Source organism: Streptomyces clavifer, from assembly GCF_036345975.1.
In the GTDB taxonomy this organism is placed as follows: domain Bacteria; phylum Actinomycetota; class Actinomycetes; order Streptomycetales; family Streptomycetaceae; genus Streptomyces; species Streptomyces clavifer.
On sequence record NZ_CP107793.1, the window covers coordinates 603932 to 627280 of the forward strand.

11 protein-coding genes are annotated in these 23349 nt (G+C 71.4%); 2 read left to right on the forward strand and 9 right to left on the reverse strand.

The features are described from left to right. Window positions 1-120: 120 nt before the first annotated feature. From OG927_RS02545 to OG927_RS02580, 8 genes are all read right to left on the reverse strand, one after another. Window positions 121-1821, reverse strand: a complete 1701-nt coding sequence (locus OG927_RS02545; protein WP_330319619.1) for an ABC transporter ATP-binding protein — start codon at window positions 1819-1821, stop codon at window positions 121-123. Then, a complete protein-coding gene (locus OG927_RS02550) occupies window positions 1808-12703 on the reverse strand; it encodes an amino acid adenylation domain-containing protein (protein ID WP_330319620.1) in 10896 nt (3631 codons plus the stop codon). The genes OG927_RS02545 and OG927_RS02550 overlap by 14 nt, the downstream gene beginning before the upstream one ends. A 58-nt stretch (window positions 12704-12761) precedes the next feature. After that, window positions 12762-14549, reverse strand: coding sequence for an ABC transporter ATP-binding protein (locus OG927_RS02555; RefSeq protein WP_330319621.1), 1788 nt, complete (start codon window positions 14547-14549; stop codon window positions 12762-12764). Window positions 14550-14595: 46 nt separating this feature from the next. Then, the gene (locus tag OG927_RS02560; RefSeq protein WP_330319622.1) at window positions 14596-15648 is read right to left on the reverse strand and encodes an iron-siderophore ABC transporter substrate-binding protein; all 1053 of its coding nucleotides are present in this window, start codon (window positions 15646-15648) and stop codon (window positions 14596-14598) included. A gap of 115 nt (window positions 15649-15763) precedes the next feature. Continuing rightward, window positions 15764-16603 (reverse strand): ABC transporter ATP-binding protein, encoded by an 840-nt coding sequence (locus tag OG927_RS02565; RefSeq protein ID WP_056792690.1) that lies wholly within the window; start codon window positions 16601-16603, stop codon window positions 15764-15766. A gap of 43 nt (window positions 16604-16646) precedes the next feature. Next, window positions 16647-17708, reverse strand: coding sequence for a FecCD family ABC transporter permease (locus tag OG927_RS02570; RefSeq protein WP_330319623.1), 1062 nt, complete (start codon window positions 17706-17708; stop codon window positions 16647-16649). Continuing rightward, window positions 17705-18763, reverse strand: a complete 1059-nt coding sequence (locus OG927_RS02575; protein ID WP_330319624.1) for a FecCD family ABC transporter permease — start codon at window positions 18761-18763, stop codon at window positions 17705-17707. The genes OG927_RS02570 and OG927_RS02575 overlap by 4 nt, the downstream gene beginning before the upstream one ends. Before the next feature lie 170 nt (window positions 18764-18933). Next, a complete protein-coding gene (locus OG927_RS02580; protein WP_330319625.1) occupies window positions 18934-20292 on the reverse strand; it encodes a lysine N(6)-hydroxylase/L-ornithine N(5)-oxygenase family protein in 1359 nt (452 codons plus the stop codon). A gap of 247 nt (window positions 20293-20539) precedes the next feature. On the opposite strand from OG927_RS02580, the gene OG927_RS02585 reads away from it, so the two are divergent. Both OG927_RS02585 and OG927_RS02590 read left to right on the forward strand, forming a co-directional pair. Continuing rightward, window positions 20540-21487 (forward strand): methionyl-tRNA formyltransferase, encoded by a 948-nt coding sequence (locus tag OG927_RS02585; protein ID WP_330319598.1) that lies wholly within the window; start codon window positions 20540-20542, stop codon window positions 21485-21487. A 254-nt stretch (window positions 21488-21741) separates the two neighbouring features. Further along, window positions 21742-22182: a nuclear transport factor 2 family protein gene (locus OG927_RS02590; RefSeq protein ID WP_124283156.1), complete on the forward strand. Its 441-nt coding sequence runs from the start codon at window positions 21742-21744 to the stop codon at window positions 22180-22182. 169 nt (window positions 22183-22351) lie between these two features. Here OG927_RS02590 and OG927_RS02595 read toward each other — a convergent pair whose 3' ends face one another. Beyond that, window positions 22352-23284, reverse strand: coding sequence for a carbohydrate kinase family protein (locus OG927_RS02595; RefSeq protein ID WP_056794867.1), 933 nt, complete (start codon window positions 23282-23284; stop codon window positions 22352-22354). Between the last annotated feature and the right edge of the window lie 65 nt (window positions 23285-23349).

Genomic DNA, 23349 nt, shown 5'->3' on the forward strand with positions numbered 1-23349 from the left:
GCGTCCGGCCGCAGCCCGGCCGAGGGCACAGGACCCGGCCCGGCCGAGGGCACAGGACCCGGCCCGGCCGAGGGGCTCCCGCCCGACCGGGCCGGTCGGATCAGGTCCCGTCGGGCCAGGTCACCGGGCCACCGCGACGCAGTACGCCTCGTCGGTGGCGAGGAGGTTGCGATGGGTGTCCTCGGCGGTGATGACGCCGTCGTCGAGGACGAGGACGCGGTCGGCCGCGTCCAGGACGGCCGGGCTGCTGGTGATCACGACAGTGGTGCGGCCCCGGCGCATCTTCGCGATGTTGCGGGCGATGAGCTGTTCGGTCACCGCGTCGACGGCCGTGGTCGGGTCGTGCAGCACCAGGACCTCCGTGTCGGCCGCGAGCGCGCGGGCCAGGGAGAGCCGTTGGCGCTGCCCCCCGGAGAGGTTCGCACCGCGGTCGCGGACGCTGTGGTCGAGCCCTTCGCGGTGGAGGGCGACCACATCGGTCAGCATGGAGGCCTCGACGGCCTCGGGGACCATCCGGCTCGTGCCCGAAGGGTCGATGTTCGTACGGAGAGTGCCCGCGAAGATCTCCGCGTCGTACGGGTTCACCAGCATGTGCTCACGGACCGCCTCGATCGCCAGGTCCGAGAGTTCCTGCCCGCTGACGCGCACCGCTCCCTCGTACGCGTGGGGCGGGATGTTCACCGCCAGGATCGACGCGAAGTCGGCCGCCGAGCGCGGCTGGTAGGCGGCGATCGCCACGAACTCGCCCGCGGCCACCTGGAACTTCAGCTTCCGCAGTGCTCCGTACCGGACGCAGTCGATCTCCAGGTCTCCGCCTGCGGCCGGGCGCTCCGTCCCCGGGACCGTCACCGGCGGCGCGGACAGCACCAGCGCCATCCGCTCGGCCGAGGCGCGCGCCATCATCACGTACTTCGGCATCTCCGAGAACAGTTTGAGCGGCTCCATGATGAACTGTGCCAGCCCCACGGCCATGACGAGCTCGCCGATGGTGATCTGGCGGTCGAACGCCAGCCAGCCCGCGGCCAGGGTCACGGCGGCGGCCAGGACCGCGTTGAGGGCCAGTGCGGTGCCCGCGTACACGCCGTTCACCTTGGCGACGGTGATCGCCTGGTGCTTCGCGTCCGTACTGACCTTGCGGTAGGAGGCGAACGCCGCGTGGTTGCCGCCGAAACCGTGCAGCGGGCGCAGGCCCGTGATCAGGTCGGCGACCTTCGCGCCCGCCCGCGCCACCCTGGCCTGCTGCTCCTGGGTGCCGGCGCCGATCCGCTTGGACATCACGCTCAGGACGGACAGGATCGCGACGGTTCCCACGATCACCAGCAGGCCGAGCCGGATGTCGGCGAGGCCCAGCGCGATCGCCGCGACGAGCACCGCGACCAGCGAGCTGATCAGCAGCGGCACCACTTCGATGATGTCCGCGGTCTGGTCGGCGTCCTCGGTGGCGATGGTCAGCACCTCGCCGGACTTCAGGTCGACGTCCCTGGCCACCGGCTGGAGGCCGCAGGCCGCGACCTGCACCCGCCAGCGGTGCGCCTCGGTCGTGTTGGCCTCCTGCAGGACGCGCATGCCGAACCGCCACGACAGCGACACGGTCGTGATGATCACGGCCAGCGCGCCGATGGACAGCCCGAGCGAGCCGAGGCTGCGCTCCTGCAGGGAGTGCTCGACGATCAGGCCGAGCGCGATGGGGAACGCGGTCTCACCGGCCTGGTACAGGCCCATGAGGACGGTGCCCCGGGTCATGGCGCCTGTGTTGCGGCGCAGTGCGGTCCGGAGGATGTCGGCCCCCCGGCGGGGGCGCTGCGGGTCAGGAGTTGTCATCAAGGTGGCTGGCAATCGCTTCCGGGGTTCGCAGGGTGAGCAGGTCGCGGATCGTGATCACAGGACCGTACTCCCGGCGGAGCAGCCCGATCAGCCGCACCGCCAGCATCGAGTGTCCCCCGAGGGAGACGAAGTCGCTCACGGCGCTCACCTCGTCGTCGTCCAGGTCCAGTGCCTCGGCGAAGAATTCACAGACCACGGTCTCGGTACCGGTCTCCGGGCCGCGCTCGCCCGCCGTGGTCAGCACACCGAGCGGCCTGGCCTCGGGCAGCGCCTTGGTGTCGGCCTTCCCGTTCACCGTCAACGGGATGCCGTCGACCTGGGCGTAGTGCGTCGGGCGCAGGAAGTCCGGCAGTCCGGCGCCCACTTCGGCGGCGACCGACGCCAGGTCGGAGCCGTCGAGCACGAGGTAGGCGGCCAGCCGGTACGCCCCGTCGACCTCGGGGGCGGGCTGGGCGACCGCGGCGGCGAACCGGACCGCCGGATGCGCCGCGAACGCGGCCTCCACCTCGCCCAGCTCGACCCGGTGCCCCCGGATCTTGACCTGTTGGTCGGTGCGGCCCAGGTACATCAGGTTCCCGTCGGGCCGGCGGACCACCAGGTCGCCGGTGCGGTACATGCGCTCGCCGGGTGCGCCGAAGGGGCACGCGACGAACCGGTGGGCGGTCTGGGCGGGCTGTCCGAGATAGCCGCGGGCGATACCGACGCCCGACACGTAGAGCTCACCGGGAACCCCGTCGGGCAGGGGCCGCAGCCACGGGTCCAGCACGTACACGTCGGTGTTGTCGATCGCGACGCCGACCACCGGGTCCTGGCATTCGAAGGTGCCGACGCCGAGGGTGTTGATGGTGTACTCGGTGGGTCCGTACAGGTTGTAGCCGACCGTCCCCTCGGTCTCGGAGAGCTGCTGCCAGAGCTTCGGGGTGACGGCCTCGCCGCCCAGCAGCACGAGAGCGGGCCGCCGTTCGGGATGGTCGAGGAGCCCTTCGGCCACCAGTTGCTGCGCGTAGGTCGGGGTCACGTTGACGACGTCGATCCCGTGCTCGCGGCAGTACTCGACCAGACGGGGCGCGTCGCGGCGCAGTTCCTCGTCGCAGATGTGCACCTCGTGGCCGTCGGCGAGCCACAGCAGCTCCTCCCACGACATGTCGAAGGCGAAGGACACGGTGTGCGCGATCCGGAAGACCCGGTGGTCGTGCTCCGCCAGCACCGGCTCGAAGATCCGGCGCTGATGGTTGATCAGCATGTTGGTGAGACCGGCGTACTCGGTCACCACACCCTTGGGCTTCCCGGTCGATCCGGAGGTGAAGATCGTGTAGGCGGGGTGCCGCAGGCGGTCCGGGTCGTCCGGGTCGAAGGTCACGAACGGCTGCGCCTCGGGCAGGGGCCGGTCGAGCTCGATCAGCTCCCCGGTCAGCCGGGGCGACACGGCGCTCACGGTGAGGATCACGTCCGGGCGGGCGCCGTCGACGATCGCGGCGATCCGCTCGTCCGGGTGGTCGAGCTCCAGCGGTACGTACGCGGCGCCGACGCGCAGCACCGCGAACAGCGCCACGATCCAGTCGGGCGAACGCGGGATCGCGAGGCCCACGGTCGTCTCCGGGCCGACACCACGGTCGGCGAGTACGCCCGCCAGCGCACGGCTGCGGTCCCGGAGCTGCGCGAAGGTCGTCGTCGAGCCCTCGGCGACGAGCGCGACCCGCTGGGGCGCACGGTCCGCGGCCCGGTCGAAGCGGTCGACGACGGTGTCCGTGCCGACGTCCGTGCGCCCGGTGGGCTCCGGGTCCGGCCCGAGACCGGGCAGCGCGCCGACCGGGCCGGTGGAACGGGCCAGGTCGTCGAGCACCCGCAGGTAGTCGTCGAGGAGGCGCCGGGCGTTGCCGGTGTCGTCGTCGCGGTGCTCCAGCTTGACGGTGAGCCGGTCGCCGGGCGTGACGACCCAGGTGAACGGGTAGTGCGTCGAGTCGTCGGCCTTCACGGAGGTGATGCCGTGCCGGGAGTTCATCTCGGCGAACGCGTCCATGTCCAGGAAGTTCTGGAGCACGAACAGGTTGTCGAAGAGACTGTCGTGCCCGCTGGCCCGCTGGATCTCGCCGAGTCCCAGGTGCTCGTGCTCCATCGCCTCGACCCTGGCCGTCTGGACGGCCGCGAGGTACTCCCCGACCGTGTCGTCCGGCCGGGCCCTCGTCCACTGGGGCACGGTGTTCAGCAGTACGCCGACGATGTCGGACAGGCCTTCGCCCTCGCGGCCGGAGACGGTCACGCCGAACACGGCGTCGCTCCGGCCGGTGCGGGCTGCCAGCATGAGGCCGAACGCCCCGGTCAGGACCGAGTTGAGCGTGACGCCGTGCACCCTGGCCGCTTCCCGCAGCAGGTCCGACTGCTCGGCGGACATCCTGCGCACCAGGGCACGTGGCAGGTCGTCCGTGAGGGCGGGGTCCGGTCCGGCCAGGAGCGTCGGGCCGGTCAGGCCGGCCAGGTGCCCCGCCCAGAAGCGTTCGGAGACGGCGGAGGGCCTGGCGTCGAGCGCCCGGGCGTAGTCCTCGAAGCCCGGCGAGACCGGGGTGGCGTCCAGCGGCTCGCCGGCGACGACGGCCCGGTAGGCGTCGAACAGGTCCCGCAGCAGGATCTCGCGGGACCAGCCGTCCCACAGCAGCAGGTGGTAGCTGAGCAGCAGGCCGTCGCGGTCTTCGGGCAGGCGCACCACGGTCAGCCGGATCAGCGGCGGCTCGTCCGGGTCGAATCCGGTGTCGCGGTCCCGGACGCGCAGGGCTTCCGCTTCCGCGTCCGTCTCCAGGCGGACCGTACGGACGTCGACCCGGCGGCCCGCCTTGAGGACCTGGACCGGGTTCCCGTCGTCATCGGTGGTGAAGCCGGCGCCCACGACCGGGTGACGCGCGATCACGTACGCCATCGCATCGGCCAGCGCGCCGGTGTCCAGGCGCCGGTCGAAGGTGAAGTAGCTCTGCGCGACGTAGTGTCCGGCCGTGCCCGCCATCTGGGCCTGGAAGAACAGGCCGCGTTGCAGCGGGGTGACCGGTGCCGTGCGCTCGGCCGTCGCGGAGGCGTCAGCGAGGTGTTCCAGGGCCTCGCGCCAGTGTCCGGTGATCTCGTCGGGAATGCCGTCGGCGAGGGTGAAGTCCGCGTGCAGGCTTCCGGTGGTCTCGTCGGTCCACGCGTTTACCTCGACGGCGTACGCGCTGCCCTGGTCTCCGCCCGTGACGTGCAGCGCCCGGGACTCGCTGCCCCGGCCGAGGTAGTTGAACAGCACCTGGGGGCGGGCGGTCAGGAGCGGCGCCGTCTGCGGGTCGAGGTACCGGAGCCGGCCGTAGGCGACGTGCCCGTGTTCGTCCGGCTGGCGTGCGGTCAGTTCGCGCGCCGCCGCGACGGGGTCGGTGTGCGCGGTGAGTCGTACAGGTGCGATGGAGGTGAACCAGCCGACCGTGCGGGTGTAGTCGTGGTGCTCCCGCGCCGGCACCCGGCCGTGCCGCTCCAGCTCGATCGCGAGATCGGTGGGCGTGGGCTGGACGTGGGTGAGCGCGGTCCGCAGTGCTCCGCAGAGCAGCTCGGTGAGACCGAGCCCGAGCACGGCGGGTGCGGTACGCGTCACCCGGTCGCTCACGTCGGGCGCGAGCACGACGGTGGTCCCCCGCAGCCCGTTGACCGCGGGCAGCAGGGCGGGCGCCCCGAGTGTGGTGATCCAGTGTCCGAGGTCGTCGGTGGCCCGGCCGGAACCGGAGCTCAGCGCTTCGGCGTACTCGGCGTAGGACGTGGTCGGTGGCGCCAGGGGCTCCCCCCGCAGGGCGGCGGCCAGATCGTCCAGCAGGACCAGCCAGGACACCGCGTCGACGGCGAGGTGGTGCGCGGTGACGACGAGGGTCCGGGTCGCCGCCAGCCAGGTGAAGGCGACGACTTCCCCGGCCTCGGGGTCGAGACGGCCGGCGGCCTCGTTCGCCGCGGTCGTGGCGTCGGCCGTGTCCGCCCGGACGACGGTGACCTCACGCGCGGGCTCGGTGCGCAGCGTCCACACACCGTGTGTGATGCGCAGCCGCAGCCGGAGGGCCGGGTGTGCGGCCAGGACGGCGTTCGCGGCGCGCTCCACGTCGGCGAACCCGGTGCCGTCGGCCGCCACCAGCGCTCTGGCCTGGGCGAACCGGGCCAGGGATCCGCCCAGTTCACGCTGGCGCAGGACGATCGGCGTGGGTGTCACGGGCCCGTCCTCGCGGCGGGCCGCCGCGGGGGCCGCGGCCTGCGGAGTGCGCGTGCCGAGGTGCTCGGCGAGCGCGCGCGGGGTTTTGAACAGGAACACGTCCCGCGGTGCGATCGCCAGGCCGAGAGCCCTGGCCCGGTTGATCAGGGTGATGGCGACGATGCTGTCGCCGCCGGCCATGAAGAAGTCGGTGTCACCGTCCGCGGTGGTGCCGGGCAGCGTCTCGGCGAAGATGCCGACGAGCGTGGCGAGCACGGAGTCGCCGGCGGCCGCCAACGGGGTGTCGTCGTGTGCGGCGCGTGCGGTCAGGGCCTTGCGGTCCAGCTTGCCGTTGACCGTGAGCGGCAGCGCGTCGACGGTCAGTACGCGGCCGGGCACCATGTGCACCGGCAGCTTCGCGGAGAGGAGGCCGGTGAGGTCGCCGGGCGCCCGGCCGACGACGTGGGCGACCAGGTGGTCGCCGCCCTCCGCCGCGGTGACGGCCACGTCGACGACGCCGTCGAGTTCCCTGATCGCGGACTCCACCTCGCCGAGCTCGATGCGGAATCCCTTGAGCTGCACCTGGTCGTCGGCCCGGCCGGTGAACTCCAGCTCACCGTCGAGGGTGCGGCGGGCGAGGTCGCCCGTGTGGTACATGCGGGAGCCGTCGTCGGCGAACGGGTTCGCCACGAACCGGCCCGCGGTGAGCCCCGGCCTGCCCAGATAGCCGAGCGACACCTGGTCGCCCGCGACGTAGATGGCGCCGACCCGGCCGGGCGGCACCGGCCGGAGCCGGTCGTCGAGCAGGTAGGTGGCCAGGCCCGGGACCGGGCCGCCGATCGGGCTGGTCCCGCGGCGCAGATCCTCGTCGGTGAGCACCCGGTGGGTGACGTGGACGGTGGTCTCGGTGATGCCGTACATGTTGACCAGCTCGGGCGAGGCGGTGCCGTACCGCTCGGCCCAGCCGCGCAGCCGTGCGGGATCCAGCGCCTCGCCCCCGAAGATGACGCGGCGCAGTGCGGTGACGGGCGCGTCGGCGTGCCGGTCGGCCTCGATGAACTGGTAGAAGGCCGACGGGGTCTGGTTGAGCACGGTGACTCCGCGCTCGCGGACCAGCCGGTGGAAGTCCACCGGGGAGCGGGTCAGCCCGTAGTCCGGCACCAGCAGTTCACCGCCGTGGGCCAGCGCGCCCCACAGCTCCCACACCGCGAAGTCGAAGGAGTAGGAGTGGAACTGGACCCACACGTCCTGTGGGCCGAAGCCCATGTCCGGCCGGGTGTTCGCGAGCAGCGTCACCACGCTGGAGTGCGGGACGACGACGCCCTTGGGCCTGCCGGTCGATCCGGACGTGTAGATCACGTAGGCGGGGTCGTGCCAGCCGGCCCCGGATCCGGGGGTGTTCCGGGGCGCGTCCGCCTGCGGCGGCTCTTCGCCCTGTACCAGGACCCGGGCGCGCACGTCCGGGAGCCGGGTCAGGAGGTCCGTGAAGCGGTCCCGCTGCTCACGGTCCACGAGGACGACCTGCGGAGCGGCGTCGGCGAGGATGTACTCCAGCCGTTCGTCCGGGTACGCCAGGTCCAGCGGCACGTACGCGCCGCCCGCGGACACGATCGCGACGAGGGCGACGACCTGCTCCAGGGAGCGCGGGACGGCGACGGCGACGCGCTTGCCCGGGCCGACACCGGCCGCTCTCAGGGCCGAGGCCAGCTCGTCCTTGGCCGCGGCAAGTTCGCCGTACGTCAGCGACCGGGTGCCGCCGTCGAGACCGCACTGGCTGACGGCGGTGGCGGCCGGGTCACGGTGCGCGGCGGCGTCGAACAGCCCGCCCAGGGTCGTCGGGGTGATCCGGGCGGGACGACGGGCGTCGTCGGGGGCCAGGGCGTCGACCAGGGCGCCGGGCCGGGTGAGGAGGCCGGTGAGGGCCCGGACGAACGTGCTCAGGACGGTCCGTGCACTCGATTCCCCCAGCAGCTCGGCGTCGTAGATCAGGTTGAAGCGGGGCCGGCCGTTGGGTGCCCGCTCCACCACCAGCGTCAACGGGTAGTGCGGGGCGCCCTCGTTCACGATGCCGGTGACGACCAGCTCGTCGCCGGGCGTCCGCAGGGCGTCCACATCGGTGGCCACGTCGAACACCACCAGGGTGTCGAACCGGGCGCCGGAGCCGGTCTGCCGGCCGATACGCGCCAGCGAGACGTGCTGGTGCGGCAGCACGGCGCTCTGGTGTTCCCGCACCGAATCGAGCAGTCCGCCCGCCACGGTGGTCCCGGTCCACCGGGCGCGCACGGGGACGGTGTTGATGAACAGGCCCACCATGTCCCCGATGCCGGGCACTTCGGCGTCGCGCCCGGAGACCGTGGAGCCGAACACCACGTCCCTGCTCTGCAGGATGCCGCCCAGCGTCACCGCCCAGGCGCTGTGCACGGCCACGCTCAGGGGCACGCCGGCCGCGCGGGAGGCCGCGTCGATGTCGTCCGCCGGTTCCGCGGCGGTGTCGGAGAAGCGGTCGGAGGGGGTGTGCCCCTCGGCGACCAGCGAGGGGCCGGGAAGCCCGGCGAGCTGTTCGCGCCACACGCGGTCGCTCTCGTCGTCGTCGCGTCCGGCGAGCCAGTGCACGTAGTCGGAGAACCCGCCGATCCGGTACGCGGTCCCCGGCCGGTGGTACTCGGCCAGCAGCGTGCGGAGCATCGGCGGCACCGACCAGCCGTCGGCGATGATGTGGTGCACGGTCTGCACCAGTACGTTCCGGCCGGAGCCCCGGCGGACGAGCGTGTACCGCATCAGCGGACCGGTGGCCAGGTCGAAGCCGGCACGGCGGTCCCGCTCGGCGTGGTCACGGATCTCCGCGTCGGTGATTCCGGGTCGGTCCAGGGTGGTGAAGGGGGCTTCCGACCCGCTGTCCAGCACGGAGACCACACGGCCGTCGGCGAGGGCCACGAACCGTGCGGCCAGGTTCGGGTACAGCGCGAGCAGCCGGGTGGCCGCCGCGGCGAGGCGCTCGGCGTCCACCTCGCCTTCCAGTGTGAGCAGTTGCTGCTCGACGTAGCTGCCGGCCGAGTCGTCGTCGAAGACCGAGTGGAAGTACAGGCCTTCCTGCAACGGGGTCAGTGGCAGGACGTCCCTCAGCGCCGGACCGTCCAGGGCGTCCACGTCGGCCTGTGTGAGCGGCACCAGGCCGAAGTCGCTGGGCGAGTGGCCGCCCTGGTCGAGCGCGGCCAGTCCGGCCAGCGCCACGCGCAGGTATGCGCCGATGGTCGTGATGTCCTCGTCGGTGAACATCCCGTCGGGCCAGGAGAGGGTGGTGACCAGCTCGTACTCGCCGTTCGACGCGGGTTCGGCGATGGCGTTGAACTCCAGGGCGCGCGGCAGACGCATCCTCGGGTCGCGCTTCTCGCCGAGCTGGCCCGTGGCGCCGGCGGGCTGCCAGTCCCCGGTGGCGCCCGAGTCGAAGCGGCCCAGGTAGTTGAACAGCACCTGGGGTGCGGGTGCGTCGAAGCGGGTGCCGGCCAGGTGGCGCAGGGCGCCGTAGGAGACGCCGTTACTGGGCACCCGGGCGAGGTCTTCCTTGACCGCCTTGAGCGCGGCGGCCAGATACGAGGGTGCTGTGGGATCGGCCGCCGGTCCGGGGTCCACCGTCACCGGGAACAGGGTGGTGAACCAGCCCACGGTCCGCGACAGCTCCGGTTCGAAGCCGGCGGCGCCCGCCACGAACCGTCCCTCGCGGCCGTGGCCCTCGAGCTCGATGTGCGCGAACGTCTGGTCCTGCCCCAGGTCGCGGCGCCACCGGGCGAGGGCGACGGCGAGCGCGGTCAGCAGGACGTCGTTGACACCCGCGTGGAACTTCGCGGGGATCTCACCCAGCAGCGCGGCCGTGACCTCGGGACCGACCGAGACGGTACGGATCCGCTCCCGGGCGACGGTGTCGGCCTCGGTCAGCGCACGCCGGCCCACCGGTCCGTCCGCTCCCGGCAGGGAACGCCGGAAGTAGGCGCGGTCGGCGTCGAACGCCGCACTCCCGAGCAGTTCCGTCCAACGCCGGAACGAGGTTCCCACCGGGGGCAGTTCGACCGGCTCACCCGAGGAGATCTGCCGCCACGCCGTGGCCAGGTCCTCCATCAGGACCCGCCAGGACACGCCGTCGATGACGACGTGGTGGACGACGACGACCAGCTGCCGTGCCTCGCGGCGCCAGACGGCGTACAGCATCACCCCGTTGTCCGGGTCGAGTGCCTCGGTGGCGAGCGTGACGCACGCGTCGAGGGGCAGGTCGCTCTCCTGCCGGCCCACGACGGCGCCGTCCGCCTCCGGGATGTCGAAGCCCCAGCGCTCCCCGCGCACCAGCACGGCGCGCAGCATGTCGTGCCGTCCGACGACGGCCGTGAGGACGGCGTCCAGGGCTTCGGCGGTCAGGTCGGCCGGGGTGTTCAGCACCATCGACTGCACGAAGCCGTCGATGGCGTCCGTGGTCTCGCCGAGCCACTGCACGATGGGCGATCCCACGACGGATCCGGTCGCCACGTCACCGTGTTCCGCGGTGGACGCGTTCTCACGGCTCGCCACGGCGGCCAGGGCGCCCACGACGCTGTGGGTGAAGATCTGCCGTGCCGTGACGTGCAGACCCGCGTCGCGCAGTGCGCTCAGCAGCGAGATCGCCAGGATGCTGTCTCCGCCCAGCCGGAAGAAGTCCTGGTCGGCGCCGACCTCGTCCAGGCGCAGCACCGACGCGACCGCCGCACACACCAGGCGCTCGTTCTCGGTGGCCGGCGCGACGACGGAGCCGGTCCCGATCACGGGTTCGGGCAGCGCGGCACGGTCGAGCTTGCCGTTCGCGGTGAGCGGGAACTCGTTCATCACGACGGTGTGGGTGGGCACCATGTACTCCACCATGTGCTCGACCGCCCACGCCCTGACCTCGTCCGCGCTCAGCCCTTCGCTGCCGGCGGCCGGGATCACGTACCCCACCAGGTAGGTGCCGCCCGCCGTGTTCTTCTTCGCGACGACGCAGGTGTGGCGTACCCCGGGGTGCTCCGCGAGTCCGGCCTCGACGTCCTCGATCTCCAGGCGCATGCCGCGGATCTTGATCTGGTTGTCGGCCCGGCCGAGGAAGTCCAGCGACCCGTCCGGGGCAAAGCGTGCGAGGTCTCCGGTCCGGTAGAGCCGGGACCCGTCTCCGGCGAAGGGGTTCGCCACGAACCGGGAGGCCGTCAGGCCGGGCGCGTTGACGTATCCGCGCCCGAGGAGGAACCCGCCCACGTACAGTTCGCCGCCGACCCCGACCGGGACGGGTCGCAGTTCGTCGTCCAGCACGTACAGCTGGGTGTTGGGGTTGGCCTTGCCGATCGACGTCGACAGGCGCTCCGCCTCGCCCCGGTAGATGACGTGCGAGACGCCGATCGTCGTCTCGGCGGGGCCGTAGCCGTGGTACATGGGGATGTCGAGCCGGGTGCGGAACCGCTCGTACAGCTCCGGGGTGAGCACCTCGCCGCCGCACCACACGTGGCGCAGGCTGTCCAGCCGCCCCGAGTCGCCCGCCATCTCCAGCAGGACGTCCAGCATGGACGACACCAGGTAGGTGAAGGTGACGCGCTGCTCGGCGATCACGCTCAGCAGGTGGTGCGGGTCGCGTTCGCCGCCGGGCCGCAGGACGACCAGCCGGCCGCCGCACACCAGCGGCAGGAATATCTCGTTGATGGAGATGTCGAAGGACAGCGGCGCCTTGAAGAGGGACGCGTCGTCGTGGCCGAAGTGCAGGATCTCGTCGACCTGCCACAGCAGGCGTTCACTGATCGCCTCGTGCCGGATCATGGCTCCCTTGGGGCGCCCGGTGGATCCGGAGGTGAAGATCACGTAGGCCAGGGCGGCACCGGGGACGGTGATCCCGGTGTCCCCTACGGGGTAGGCACCGAACCGCCAGTCGTCGAGGTCGACGGCCACGGCTGCCGGTTCACCCGGGCCGTGCTCACCCGAGTCGTTGAGCTGCAGCACGACCCGGGCGTCCTCGACGACGACGGCGCGGCGCGCGGCGGGCCACTGCGGATCGAGCGGCACGAACGCGCAGCCCGCCTGGAGCACGCCGAGCAGCCCGATCACCATGTCGGCCGAGCGGCCGAGCGACATACCGACGACCTGTTCGGCGGTGAGACCGCGCTCGATCAGGTGATGCGCCAACTGACTCGAGTGTTCCGCGACCTGACGGTAGGTCAGTGAGCGCTTCCGGTCGACGACGGCCACGGCGTCCGGCCTGAGCCGCGCCTGCTCACGGAACATGTCCACCAGGGTCGGACGGACCCGGTCGGCCCCGGTGTCGTTCCACCGGGCCAGGGCCTCGGCCCTCGACGCCGCGTCGGCCGGGCCGATGCTGCCGATGGGCCGGTCCGGGAAGTCGGCGAGGTCGTCCAGCGCGAGCTGCGCGTCCGCCGGTAGGACGCCTTCGGGGACGGCGATGGTCCGGCCGTCCGCACCGACCTCCCAACCCACGGGCCCGCAGCCGCCGTTGTCGACCCATCCGAGGACGTCGGCGAAGAGGGTGCCGGGGGTCAGGTCGATCCCGTCGGGCCCCAGGCCGGTCGCCCAGTACGACAGACCGACGGCGCACGCCTCGGCGAGGGTCCGGTCGGAGTAGTCGCCGGTCCGGCGGCGCAGGTCGGCCAGGTCCGTGGGAGAAAGCAGTACGAGACGAGAGCTCGGTTCCATCATCGAAGACTCCGCTTCCCTTCCAAGGTAGAACGCTTAGCCTAACCTAACTAAGGTTTGCCTAACTACCCTCGCGCCAGGCTCGCCACAGGCGCGCATAACGGCCGCCGAGAGCCACCAACTCCTCGTGCGTGCCCTCTTCCACCACACGCCCCGCGTCCAGCACGGCGATCCGGTCCGCCGCCATCGCCTGGGTGAGCCGGTGCGCCACGAACAACGTGGTCCGGCCCGCGCACGCGGCCAGCACCGCGCGCTCCAGCTCGGCGGCACCCTCGCTGCCGGCCTCCGCGGTGGACTCGTCGAGCACCACGACCGGCGACCGGCCCAACACCAGCCGGGCCAGGGCGATCTGGGCGACCTTGGTGACGTCCAGCCGCTCCCCGCCCTCGCCGACCGAGGTGTGCAGCCCCTCCGGAAGCGCGTCCACCCAGCCGTCGGCGCCGACCGTGCGCAACGCGCCCATCAGCTCGGCGTCGGTCGCGTCCGGGGCGGCCAGCCGCAGGTCCTCGGCGAGCGGCCCGGAGAAGACGTGCGTCTCCTGCGTCAGGATGCTCACCAGGGCCCGCGCCCCCGCCTCGTCCAGCCCGGCCAGGTCGTGGGACCCGATCCGCACCGATCCTGCCTGCGGGGCCCCGATGCCCGCGATCAGCGCGGCCAGCGTCGACTTGCCCGCGCCCGTCGCCCCCACCAGGGCGAGCGAACCACCCGCCGGGATCGCCACGCTGACGTCCTGGAGGACCGGGTCCTCACTGCCGGGGTAGGTGAACGTCAGCCCCTCCACCGTCACCGGGTACGGGGCCGCCCGCGCCGGAGCGACGCTCTCGTCGCCCACCAGGCGTTCCTCCGCCTCCTCCCCCAGCACCCCGACCAGCCGGGTCAGGCTCGCGCCCGACTTCTGCGCCTCGTCGAAGGTGAACATGATGGCGCCCAGCGGGGTGAACAGCCGGTGGAACATCAGCGGGGCGGCCGCCACTTCACCGAGGGTGGCCGCATCGGCCTCCAGCAGGGCGTACCCCACCACGAGGATGAGGACCAGCCCGATGAACTCGGCACGGTTCTCCCTGCCGACGAACCGGCCGAAGAAGCGGAACACCTCGATGCCCAGGTTGCGCACCCGCCAGGACTCGCTGGTGACCTTCTCGCGGACGTCACCCTCCAGGCGGTACGCCCGGACGGTGTCGATCCCGTTGAGACCACTGATCAGCGCCTGCGCCCGGTCGGCCTGGGCCGCCCGCTGCTTCCGGTAGAGCGGGGCGGACCGGGGCAGGTACCAGCGCAGGGCCAGCGCGTACGCCGGCAGTGCGCAGGCGCCCGCGAGGCCGAGCCGCCAGTCCAGGCCGAACATGCCGACCGTGGCGATGGCGACCAGCACACCCGCGGAGAACACGGTGGGAACGGCCGTCCGGATCCCCCTGGAGAGCACGGCGACGTCGTCACCGACCCGGGACAGCACGTCCCCCCGGCCGACCTGCTCGATCCGCGCGCTCGGCATCCCGAGCACCGCCCGGACCGCGCCTTCGCGCAGCCGGGCCAGCAGGTCCGCGCCCAGCCGCCCTATGAGGTACGTCGACAGCGCGGTGGCCGCCGCGCCGAACACGGCGGCGGCCACCATCAACGCCCCGATCGTGACCAGGACCGAACGCGATTCGCCCTCGACCACCCCGTCGACCACCTGGCCGAGCAGGAGTACCGGCAGCACCTGGAGCGCCGCCCCGGCCACCGTGGTGAGCACGGTGGAGAACGTCAGCCACGGCACCGCACGGCAGTGCGCCCCGAGCCAGCGGGTGGCCTCACCTCCGGTCGCCGTGCGCAGGGTGGCCGGGGCGACGCGTGTGTCCACGGCACTCACGCGCGGACCGGTTCGGGCCGGGGGCGGGACACGTTGACCACCATCTCTACTCGACCGACTTGACGAGCTCGTCGATCCCGTACGGCATGGACAGCAGGGTGCCCTGGGACAGAGCCGCACCGACCGCCGGGCCCTCGCTGTCCAGCAGGTACGAGACCTTGCCGGCCTTGACCGCGGACAGGTTGTTGAACAGCTCGAACTTCTTCAGCGCGTCCGTGTCCGCCTTGTCGTTGATGACGACGATGCGGTCGACGTCGATCAGGTCGACGCGCTCGGGGGAGAGCGCGGTGGAGAACTCGCCGCCGGCGACCTTGTCGATCTCAGTCGCACCCTGGTAACCGATGCCGGTCAGCAGCCGCCCGCGCACATCGGTGGTGGTGAAGGCCGAGATGGAGTCCTTGTACCAGGAGACCGCGACCGCGGTCTCCTTGCCGAACTGCGGGTTCGCCTCACGAGCCACGTCGAGCTTGCCCTGGATGTCCTTGACCAGCGCGGTGCCCTCCGTCTCCTTGCCGAGCGCCTTCGCGATGTGGATCGCGTTGTCCTGCCACGGCGCGCTGAACAGATCCTTCTCGCCCTTGGTGCGGCCCACCGTGGGAGCGATCTTGGAGAGCTTGTCGTAGGAGGCCTGGTCGACCTCGGAGTAGACCGCGAGGATCAGGTCCGGCCGCAGGGAGGCGATCTTCTCGAAGTTGGGGCCCGCGTCGCCGTTCTTCATGACGACCTCGGGACGGGCGTCGCCCCACTTGTCCTTCACCCAGGGCCACTGGGTGTTGATGTCGGGCGACTGGCCCGTCGGGTTCGGGTACTGGTCGACCATGCCGACCGGCTTGATGCCGAACGCCAGGACGGTCTGGTCGTCCGTGTAGCCGACGGTGACGACGCGCTCCGGGGCCTTCTCGATCTTCGTGGATCCGAACGCGTGCTCCACGGTGACCGGGAACGCACCGGTGGCCGCGGCCGGGGCCTTGTCGGTCGCCTTCTCCTCCGTGTCGGAACCACATCCGGCGAGGAGACCGACGCCGAGGGCCGCGGCGGACGCTGCCGCCGCCAGTCGCCGCCACCGCTTCGTAGACGTCGTCGTTCTATGGAGGAGCATTCGGGTTCCCTTGCTTTCGCGCTGTCCACTGTGCCCCGTGCAAGGGCAGCCAAACCTTACCTTGCACCAGTGAGGTTAGCCTAGCCTAACCGAAGCATTTCCTTTACCGGACAGCCTAGTTGGGCTGCACATGGGTGCGGCCTATCGGCACGATGAGCGGCCGGTCGCCCACGGGGTCGTCGATCACCTTGGCGCGCAGCCCGAACGCCTCGTACAGCAGCTCCGCGGTGATCACCTCCCGGGGGTGCCCCTGCGCCAGGACCGAACCCTCCTTCATCACGATGAGGTTGTCGCTGTACCGCGTGGCCAGATTGAGGTCGTGCAGGACCATGACGACGGTGCGCCCCGACTCGTGCAGGTCGTCCACCAGATCGAGCACGTCGACGGCGTGTGCCAGATCCAGGTAGGTGGTCGGCTCGTCCAGGAGCAGCAGGTCGGTGCCCTGGGCCAGGGTCATCGATATCCACACGCGCTGACGCTGTCCGCCGGACAGCGAGTCGACCGGGCGCTCGGCCAGTTCGGACACGCCGGTCATGGCCAGTGCGCGTTCCACGACGTCGGCGTCGTCCGAGGACCACTGCCGCAGCCAGCTCTGGTGCGGGTGGCGCCCCCTGGCCACCAGGTCGGCCACGGTCAGCCCTTCCGGCGCGACCGGCGCCTGGGGCAGCAGGCCGAGCTTCTTCGCCACGTCCCGGGTCCTGAGCTTGACGATGTCCTCGCCGTCGAGCACGACCGTCCCGCCGGTCGGCTTGAGCAGCCGCGTCAGGGTGCGCAACAGGGTCGACTTGCCACAGCCGTTGGGGCCGATGATCGTGGTGATCACCCCTGACGGGATGGCGACGTCGAGGCCGTCGATGACGGTCCGGCTGCCGTAGCCGACCGTGACGCCCCTGGCCGTGAGCCGTGCGACGTCATCGGCCGCGGGCTGGATCTCGGTGGTGTGTCGAGCAGACACGAGCCCCCCTCTGTTCGGATTTGCGGAAACCTTCGCACGATCTCTATCTGAGGTTCGCCCGCACCAGCAGGTACACGAGGAAGGGGCCGCCGATCGCGGCGGTGACCACGCCGACGGGGAGAGTGATCGGCAGTGCCGTGCGCGCGACCAGGTCCGAACCGATCAGCAGCAGCGCTCCCACCAGGCCGGAGGCCACCATCGGCGGCGTCGGGCACCGCGCCAGACGCATCGCCACTTGGGGTGCCACCAGCGCGACGAAGGGGACCGGACCCGCCGCGCTCACCGCGACGGCGGCCAGCAGGACCGCGCACAGCAGCAGGATCGCCCGCACTGCGGTGTACCGGACGCCGAGGCCGGCCGCGACCTCGTCACCGAGGTGCATCGGCTTGAACTGGAACGCCGCACCCGTCACGACGACGAGGAGTGCGAGCGTGCACCAGAGCGCCACGCCGACCTCGTCCCACGACCGGTTGTCCAGGGAGCCGACCAGCCACGCCTGCGCGCGGGCCACGTCCCTGATGTCGGCTCCGACCAGCAGCCAGGTCGTGATCGCCTGCATCACCGCGCTCACCGAGATGCCGATGAGGATGAGCCGGAAGCCGTCGATCCCCCGCCGCCACGCCAGGAAGTACACCAGCAACCCGGTGCCGAGTCCTCCCGCGAGCGCCGCGGCGGACAGTCCCACGGAGCTGACGACGGCCGTGGCCGCCCCTCCCGACACCGTCACCAGGAACACCGCGACCGCGCTCGCGCCCGTGGTGATCCCCAGGATGTCCGGGCTGGCCAGCGGATTGCGTGCGACGGACTGCGTGATCGCGCCGGACACCCCCAGCGCGATCCCCACGACGAGCCCGGCCATCGCGCGCGGCATCCGCAGATCCATGATGATGAACTCGTCGAACTGCTCGCCCCGTCCGAGGATCGTGGCGACCACCCGGGACAGCCCGATGGGGAAGTCCCCGATGCTGACGGACAGGCAGAACAGCAGCGCGACCGCTGCCGTCAGCAGCAGCGCGAGGCCTACGGGCCAGGGCCGCCAGACGAACGACATCCCGCCCAGGCGCACGCCCGGCGCGACCGATGGCTTCACTTCTGTCCTGTTCATGCGTTCCTGAACTTTCCTCGCCACACCAGGACCGCGAAGAAGGGGGCACCGAGGAGGGCCACGACGACTCCCGCGTCCAACTCGCCCGGCCGCACGACCAGTCGGCCCACGACGTCACAGACGAGGAGGACGACGGCTCCCAGGAGACCCGCGTACGGCACGAGCCACCGGTAGTCCGGCCCGGTGAGGTACCGCGCCACATGGGCCACCATGAGCCCGAGGAACGCGATGGGGCCGCACGCGGCCGTCGCAGCCCCCGCCAGCAGCGTGACGGCCAGGATGCCGACGGTCCGGCTCAGCACGATGTTCACGCCGAGCCCTCGTGCCACGTCGTCGCCCAGGTTGAGCAGATTGAGGGTGGGCAGCATGATCAGCGCCAGCAGCAGCCCCACCACGACGAACGCGGTCACCGGCCGGATGACGTCGAATCCGACGCCGGCCACGGAACCAGCGTTCCAGAACCGCAGTGCGTTCAGGGACTCCTTGTCCGACAGCGCGACCGCCGTGGTCATCGCCGCGAGGAACACCGTGACCCCCTGCCCGGCCAGTGCGAGCGTCAGGGGGTTCCCGGCCCCGCGGCCGATGCTCGCCAGCCCGAAGACGACGACGCCGGCGACCGCCGCACCCAGGAAGGCGAACCAGACGTACTGGAACGGATGGCTCAGCCCGAACACCGCGATCACCGACACCACGGCGAACGAGGCGCCGGAGTTCACCCCCAGGAGGCCCGTGTCCGCGATCGGATTGCGGGTGTACCCCTGGATCAACGCCCCGCCGACCCCCAGGGCGACGCCCGCCACGATCGCGAGCACCGTCCGGGGCACGCGCACGGTCTGCACGATGAGCCTGATCTCGGTGAGCCGCCGGTCGGCATCCGGTGCGGCGAACAGCCCGTGCCACACCTCGGGGGGACTCAACGCGCGCGCACCGACGGCCAGCGACAGCGCTCCCGCGACCACGAGGGCCACCGTCAGCGCACACAGACCCACAACCCTGCGACGGTGGGCCGCCGTTGTCCCCCTGGGCGCCAGGCGCTCCACTGAAGTCGTGCTCATGTCGACGTACGTTATCCCTTTGGTCCTCCGGGGACGCACGGCTGTCGGGCGCCCCCGGCCCGGGTGGAGTGTGGCCACGGCATCACCTCGGCCCCGAGCGATTCCGTCGCTCCGTCCGCCCGCGCTGCGGGCGGAGCGGCGGCGGGCGGGGTGCTGAACTCACGGGCGTGCTAGCGGACTGCGCTGCCGCTCTCCTCGACGACCGGCCGCGCCGCGTCGGCGCCGGACTCGGCGCCGCGGCCGAGCAGGGAGTCCAGGATCTCGCCGACCCGTATCGCGGTGTTGGACAGCAGGGACGACGTGATGCCGTGCGTGTGCTCGGTGCCGCCCTGCAGGTAGATGCCGCAGTGCAGGTCGGGGTCCGTGGCGATGCGGTAGTCGCGCTCGACTCGTACGCGGCCCACGTCGTCACGGAGGCAGCGGTCCGCGACCTCGCCGAGGAGGCCGAGGGGGTCGACGGGACTGTAGCCGGTGGCGAACACCACGATGTCGGCGTCCAGATCGGTCTGCTCACCCGTGACGAGGGACTTCACCGTGGCGCGCACCTTCTGCGGCGTCTCCTCGACTCCGGCGAGCCGGGACACGTTGAGGAAGCGCAGGCGCTCGGTGCCGAGGACCTTCTCCTGGTACGCCTGGCGGTACAGGTCGTCGATGAGGTCGATGTCGACCACGGCGTAGTTGGTGTTGCCGTGGTAGTCCATCAACTTGCGCTTGATCTCGTCGGGCGCCGTGAAGTACTCGTCGACCGCCTGCGGGTCGAAGATCCGGTTGGCGAAGCTGCTGTCGTCCGCGGGGCTGTAGCCGTAGCGGGAGAAGACCGCGCAGATCTCGGCCTCGGGGAAGCGGCGGTGCAGGTAGGCGACGTTCTCGGCGGCACTCTGTCCGGCGCCCACGACGACGAAGCGGGAGGGCGAGGTGCCCTCCAGCCCGGCGACCTTCGACAGCAGGTCGGAGTTGTGCCAGACGCGCTCGCCGCGTTCCACGCCCTCGGGCATGAGGGGACGCAGTCCGGTGCCGATGACGAGGTTGCGGGCCCGGTGGACCGCGAGCCCTTCGGCCGAACGGACCGTGACGTCCATGTACTCGACGGAACCGTCACGGACGACGGGCGTGACGCCGACGACCTCGTGACCGTAGGAGACCATGTCGTCGACCTGGGCGGCGGCCCACTCGAAGTAGTCGTGGAACTCCACCCTCAGCGGGAAGAGGTTCTTGTGGTTGATGAAGTCGACCAGCCGCCCCTGACTCTTCAGGTAGCAGAGGAAGCTGAACTCGCTGGTCGGGTTCCGGAGCGTCACCAGGTCCTTGAGGAAGGACACCTGCATGGTCGCGTCGTCGATCAGCATGCCGCGGTGCCAGCCGAACTGCGGCTGCTGCTCGAAGAAGTGGGCGGCGACCGCCTCCTCCTGCGTGCCGGCCCGTGCGTTGTGCTCACTGATCGCGATCGCCATGGCCACATTGGACGGGCCGAAGCCGATTCCAATGAGGTCGTGGACCGGTGCTGCGTCGCCAGGATGAACCTGTGACATGTCACTCCCATCGTGCGGGGAAGCCGCCTGTCAGGCGTGGGGGAAGGTGCGAAAGACGAGCACGCCGACGGAGCGGCCCACTGCAATTTAGGTGAGCCTAAGCTAATCTCGCGGAGCTGTCGATAGGACAGAACTGACGACCGAGTCACCGAAGGGCGCCAACTGGGGCACTTCGCACGGGCGTTGCGAGCTAAGGCAAGCCTTGCTTTACTTACCCCGGTCAATCACCACACACAGAGGAGAACCCATGCGGGTCGTCATGTTCGGCTACCAGACCTGGGGACACCGCACCCTGCAAGCCCTCCTGGACTCCGAACACGACGTGGTCCTCGTCGTCACCCACCCCAAGAGCGAACACGCCTACGAAAAAATCTGGAGCGACTCCGTCGCCGACCTCGCGGAAGAACACGACATCCCCGTCCTCATCCGCAACCGCCCCGACGACGACGAACTCCTCGAACACCTCACCGCGGCCCGACCCGACATCATCGTCGCCAACAACTGGCGCACCTGGATCCCCCCGCACATCTTCAACCTCCCCCACCACGGCACCCTCAACATCCACGACTCACTCCTACCGAAATACGCCGGCTTCTCCCCCCTCATCTGGGCCCTCATCAACGGAGAAACCGAAGTCGGCGTCACCGCCCACATGATGGACGACGAACTCGACGCCGGAGACATCGTCCGCCAGGAAGCAGTCCCCGTCGGACCCACCGACACCGCCACCGACCTCTTCCACAAAACAGTCGACCTCATCGCCCCCGTCACCACCGACGCACTCACCCTCATCGCCGCCGGACACACCCACTTCACCCCCCAAGACCGCACCCAGGCCACCTTCTTCCACAAACGCTCCGCAGAAGACACCCGCATCAACTGGAACTGGCCCGCCCACGACCTCGAACGCCTCATCCGCGCCCAGTCCCACCCCTACCCCAGCGCCTACACCTTCCACAAAGGCAAACGCCTCGACATCCTCACCGCCACCGTCTCCCGAGCACGCTACGGCGGAACCCCCGGCCGCATCTTCTACCGCGAGAACGACGGCATCGTCATCGTCACCGGAACCGACGCCCGCACCGGCAACAACCACGGCCTCGCCCTCACCCGCATACGCACCCACGACGGCCACGAACTCCCCGCAACCGACTACTTCACCACCATGGGCGGATACCTCACCAACCGCCCCTGAGACCCCGACCGCACGCGGCCACTCGGCAACCCGGTGCCGGCCGCTCCGCAGACGGAGTGGAACGAGCGGCGGCCGTCGCGGTGCGCGGGGCATCACCGCCGCCCGCCCGCCGGCCACCGGCGGTGGCGGTGGAGCCACCCCCTCCGCCGGTCGATTACCCCCGGGGTAATCGACCGTGCTCTCCTCCCCCGGCAGGATCGGAGTCGTCGGCGGGGCCCCCCGCCGGCTCCGGCCGCGGCCACCAGGAGAGCACCATGCCCGTCCCGCCCACCGCCACGACCACAGCTTCCGCCGCCGAGGCCACCCGCGCCGTCGTGCAGGGGTTCCTCGCCGCCCGGCTGGCCGGGGACACCCGGCGGCTGGTCACTCTCTTCGCCGACGAGGTCGACTGGCTGCTCGCCGAGAACCCCGCCGTCCCGTGGATCCGTCCGCGGTCCACCGCAGCCGAGTGCGCGGCTCAGTTCACGGAGCTGACGGAGCACTGCGTGCCCGAGGACGCGCGGGCGTCCGTCGACACCTTCCTCGTCGACGGCACGGACGCCGTGCTGATGGGGCACCTGTCGGGGACCGTACGCGCCACGGGAAAGACCTTCGAGGGACCGTTCGCCCTGCACCTCACCGTCGAGGACGGCCGGATCACCCGGCACCACCTCTACGAGAACAGCCTGTCGATCGCGGAAGCCTGCACCCCGTGAGTACGCACGCGAGGCGGAGTGCGCGCAGTACGGTGGCCGAGGTGGCACCCGGGACCGGTACGAGTGAAGTCCTCCACGTCCATGGACGGCCGTTCGTCGGGGTCGTCACCGGGCACCTCCGGGCCGGGCGCCCGTCTGGGCCGCAGAGGCCGCGCGCGACCGGACCCGTTCAGGATCCGGCCAGCGCGGCCTTCAGCTCCGGTGCGTCCGGCGGGTTGGCGCCGGCCCGTGCGACGGTCACGGCGGCGCAGGCCCCCGCGTGACGCAGGACGTCGGTGACGGTGCCCCTGTCCAGGGTGCGCAGCCGTTCTCGTCCACCCTCGCCGAGCAGACCGTGCGCGGCGAGGGCGTGCAGGGCGCCCGACATGAACGCGTCGCCCGCCCCCACCGTGTCGACGACCTCCGTGCGCGGCGCGTCGACCGCCACCCGGCCGCCCCGCAGGACGGCCAGGGCCCCTTCCTCCCCACGGGTGACGATGACGAGGGCCGGACCGTGGGCGAGCCACCGCTCGGCGACGCGCTCCGGGTGCTCTCCCGGGTACAGCCACGCGAGGTCCTCGTCGCTGGCCTTGACGACATCGCTCAGCGCGACGCAGCGCTCGACCCTGCGCACGGCGACGGCACGGTCACCCATCAGCGCCGGGCGCACGTTGGGGTCGTAGCTGACCGTCGCGGTCGGCCGCAGCGCTTCGACGGCGGCCAGGACGGATGTGGCTCCCGGCTCCATCACGGCCGCGACGGAACCCGTGTGGACGTGGTCAGGCACCCCTGCCGGTGTCCAGGACGCCAGGGTCCAGGTGATCTCGAAGGTGTAGGCCGCCCGGCCTTCGTCGTCCAGGGTGACGACGGCGGACGGGGTGGGTGCCGAGGCACCGTCGGTGCGGACGTCCACCCCGGCGGCTTCGAGATGGTCCCTGATCAGCCGCCCTTTGCCGTCGGGGCCCAACTGGGTCCGGAGGGTCGTCCTCCGGCCGAGCCTGGCCAGACCGTAGGCGACGTTGGCCGGGCTGCCGCCCGGATGGACCTGGTCGGCGGCGCCCGGCAGCCGGACGATGTCGGCGACGCATTCGCCGATGACCAGCAGGTCGAGTCTGTTGAGCATGTGGGTGGGATCTCCTGGAGTGCGAACGGCGGTCTCCGGCAGCCGGCACGGCGCCTCGGAACACA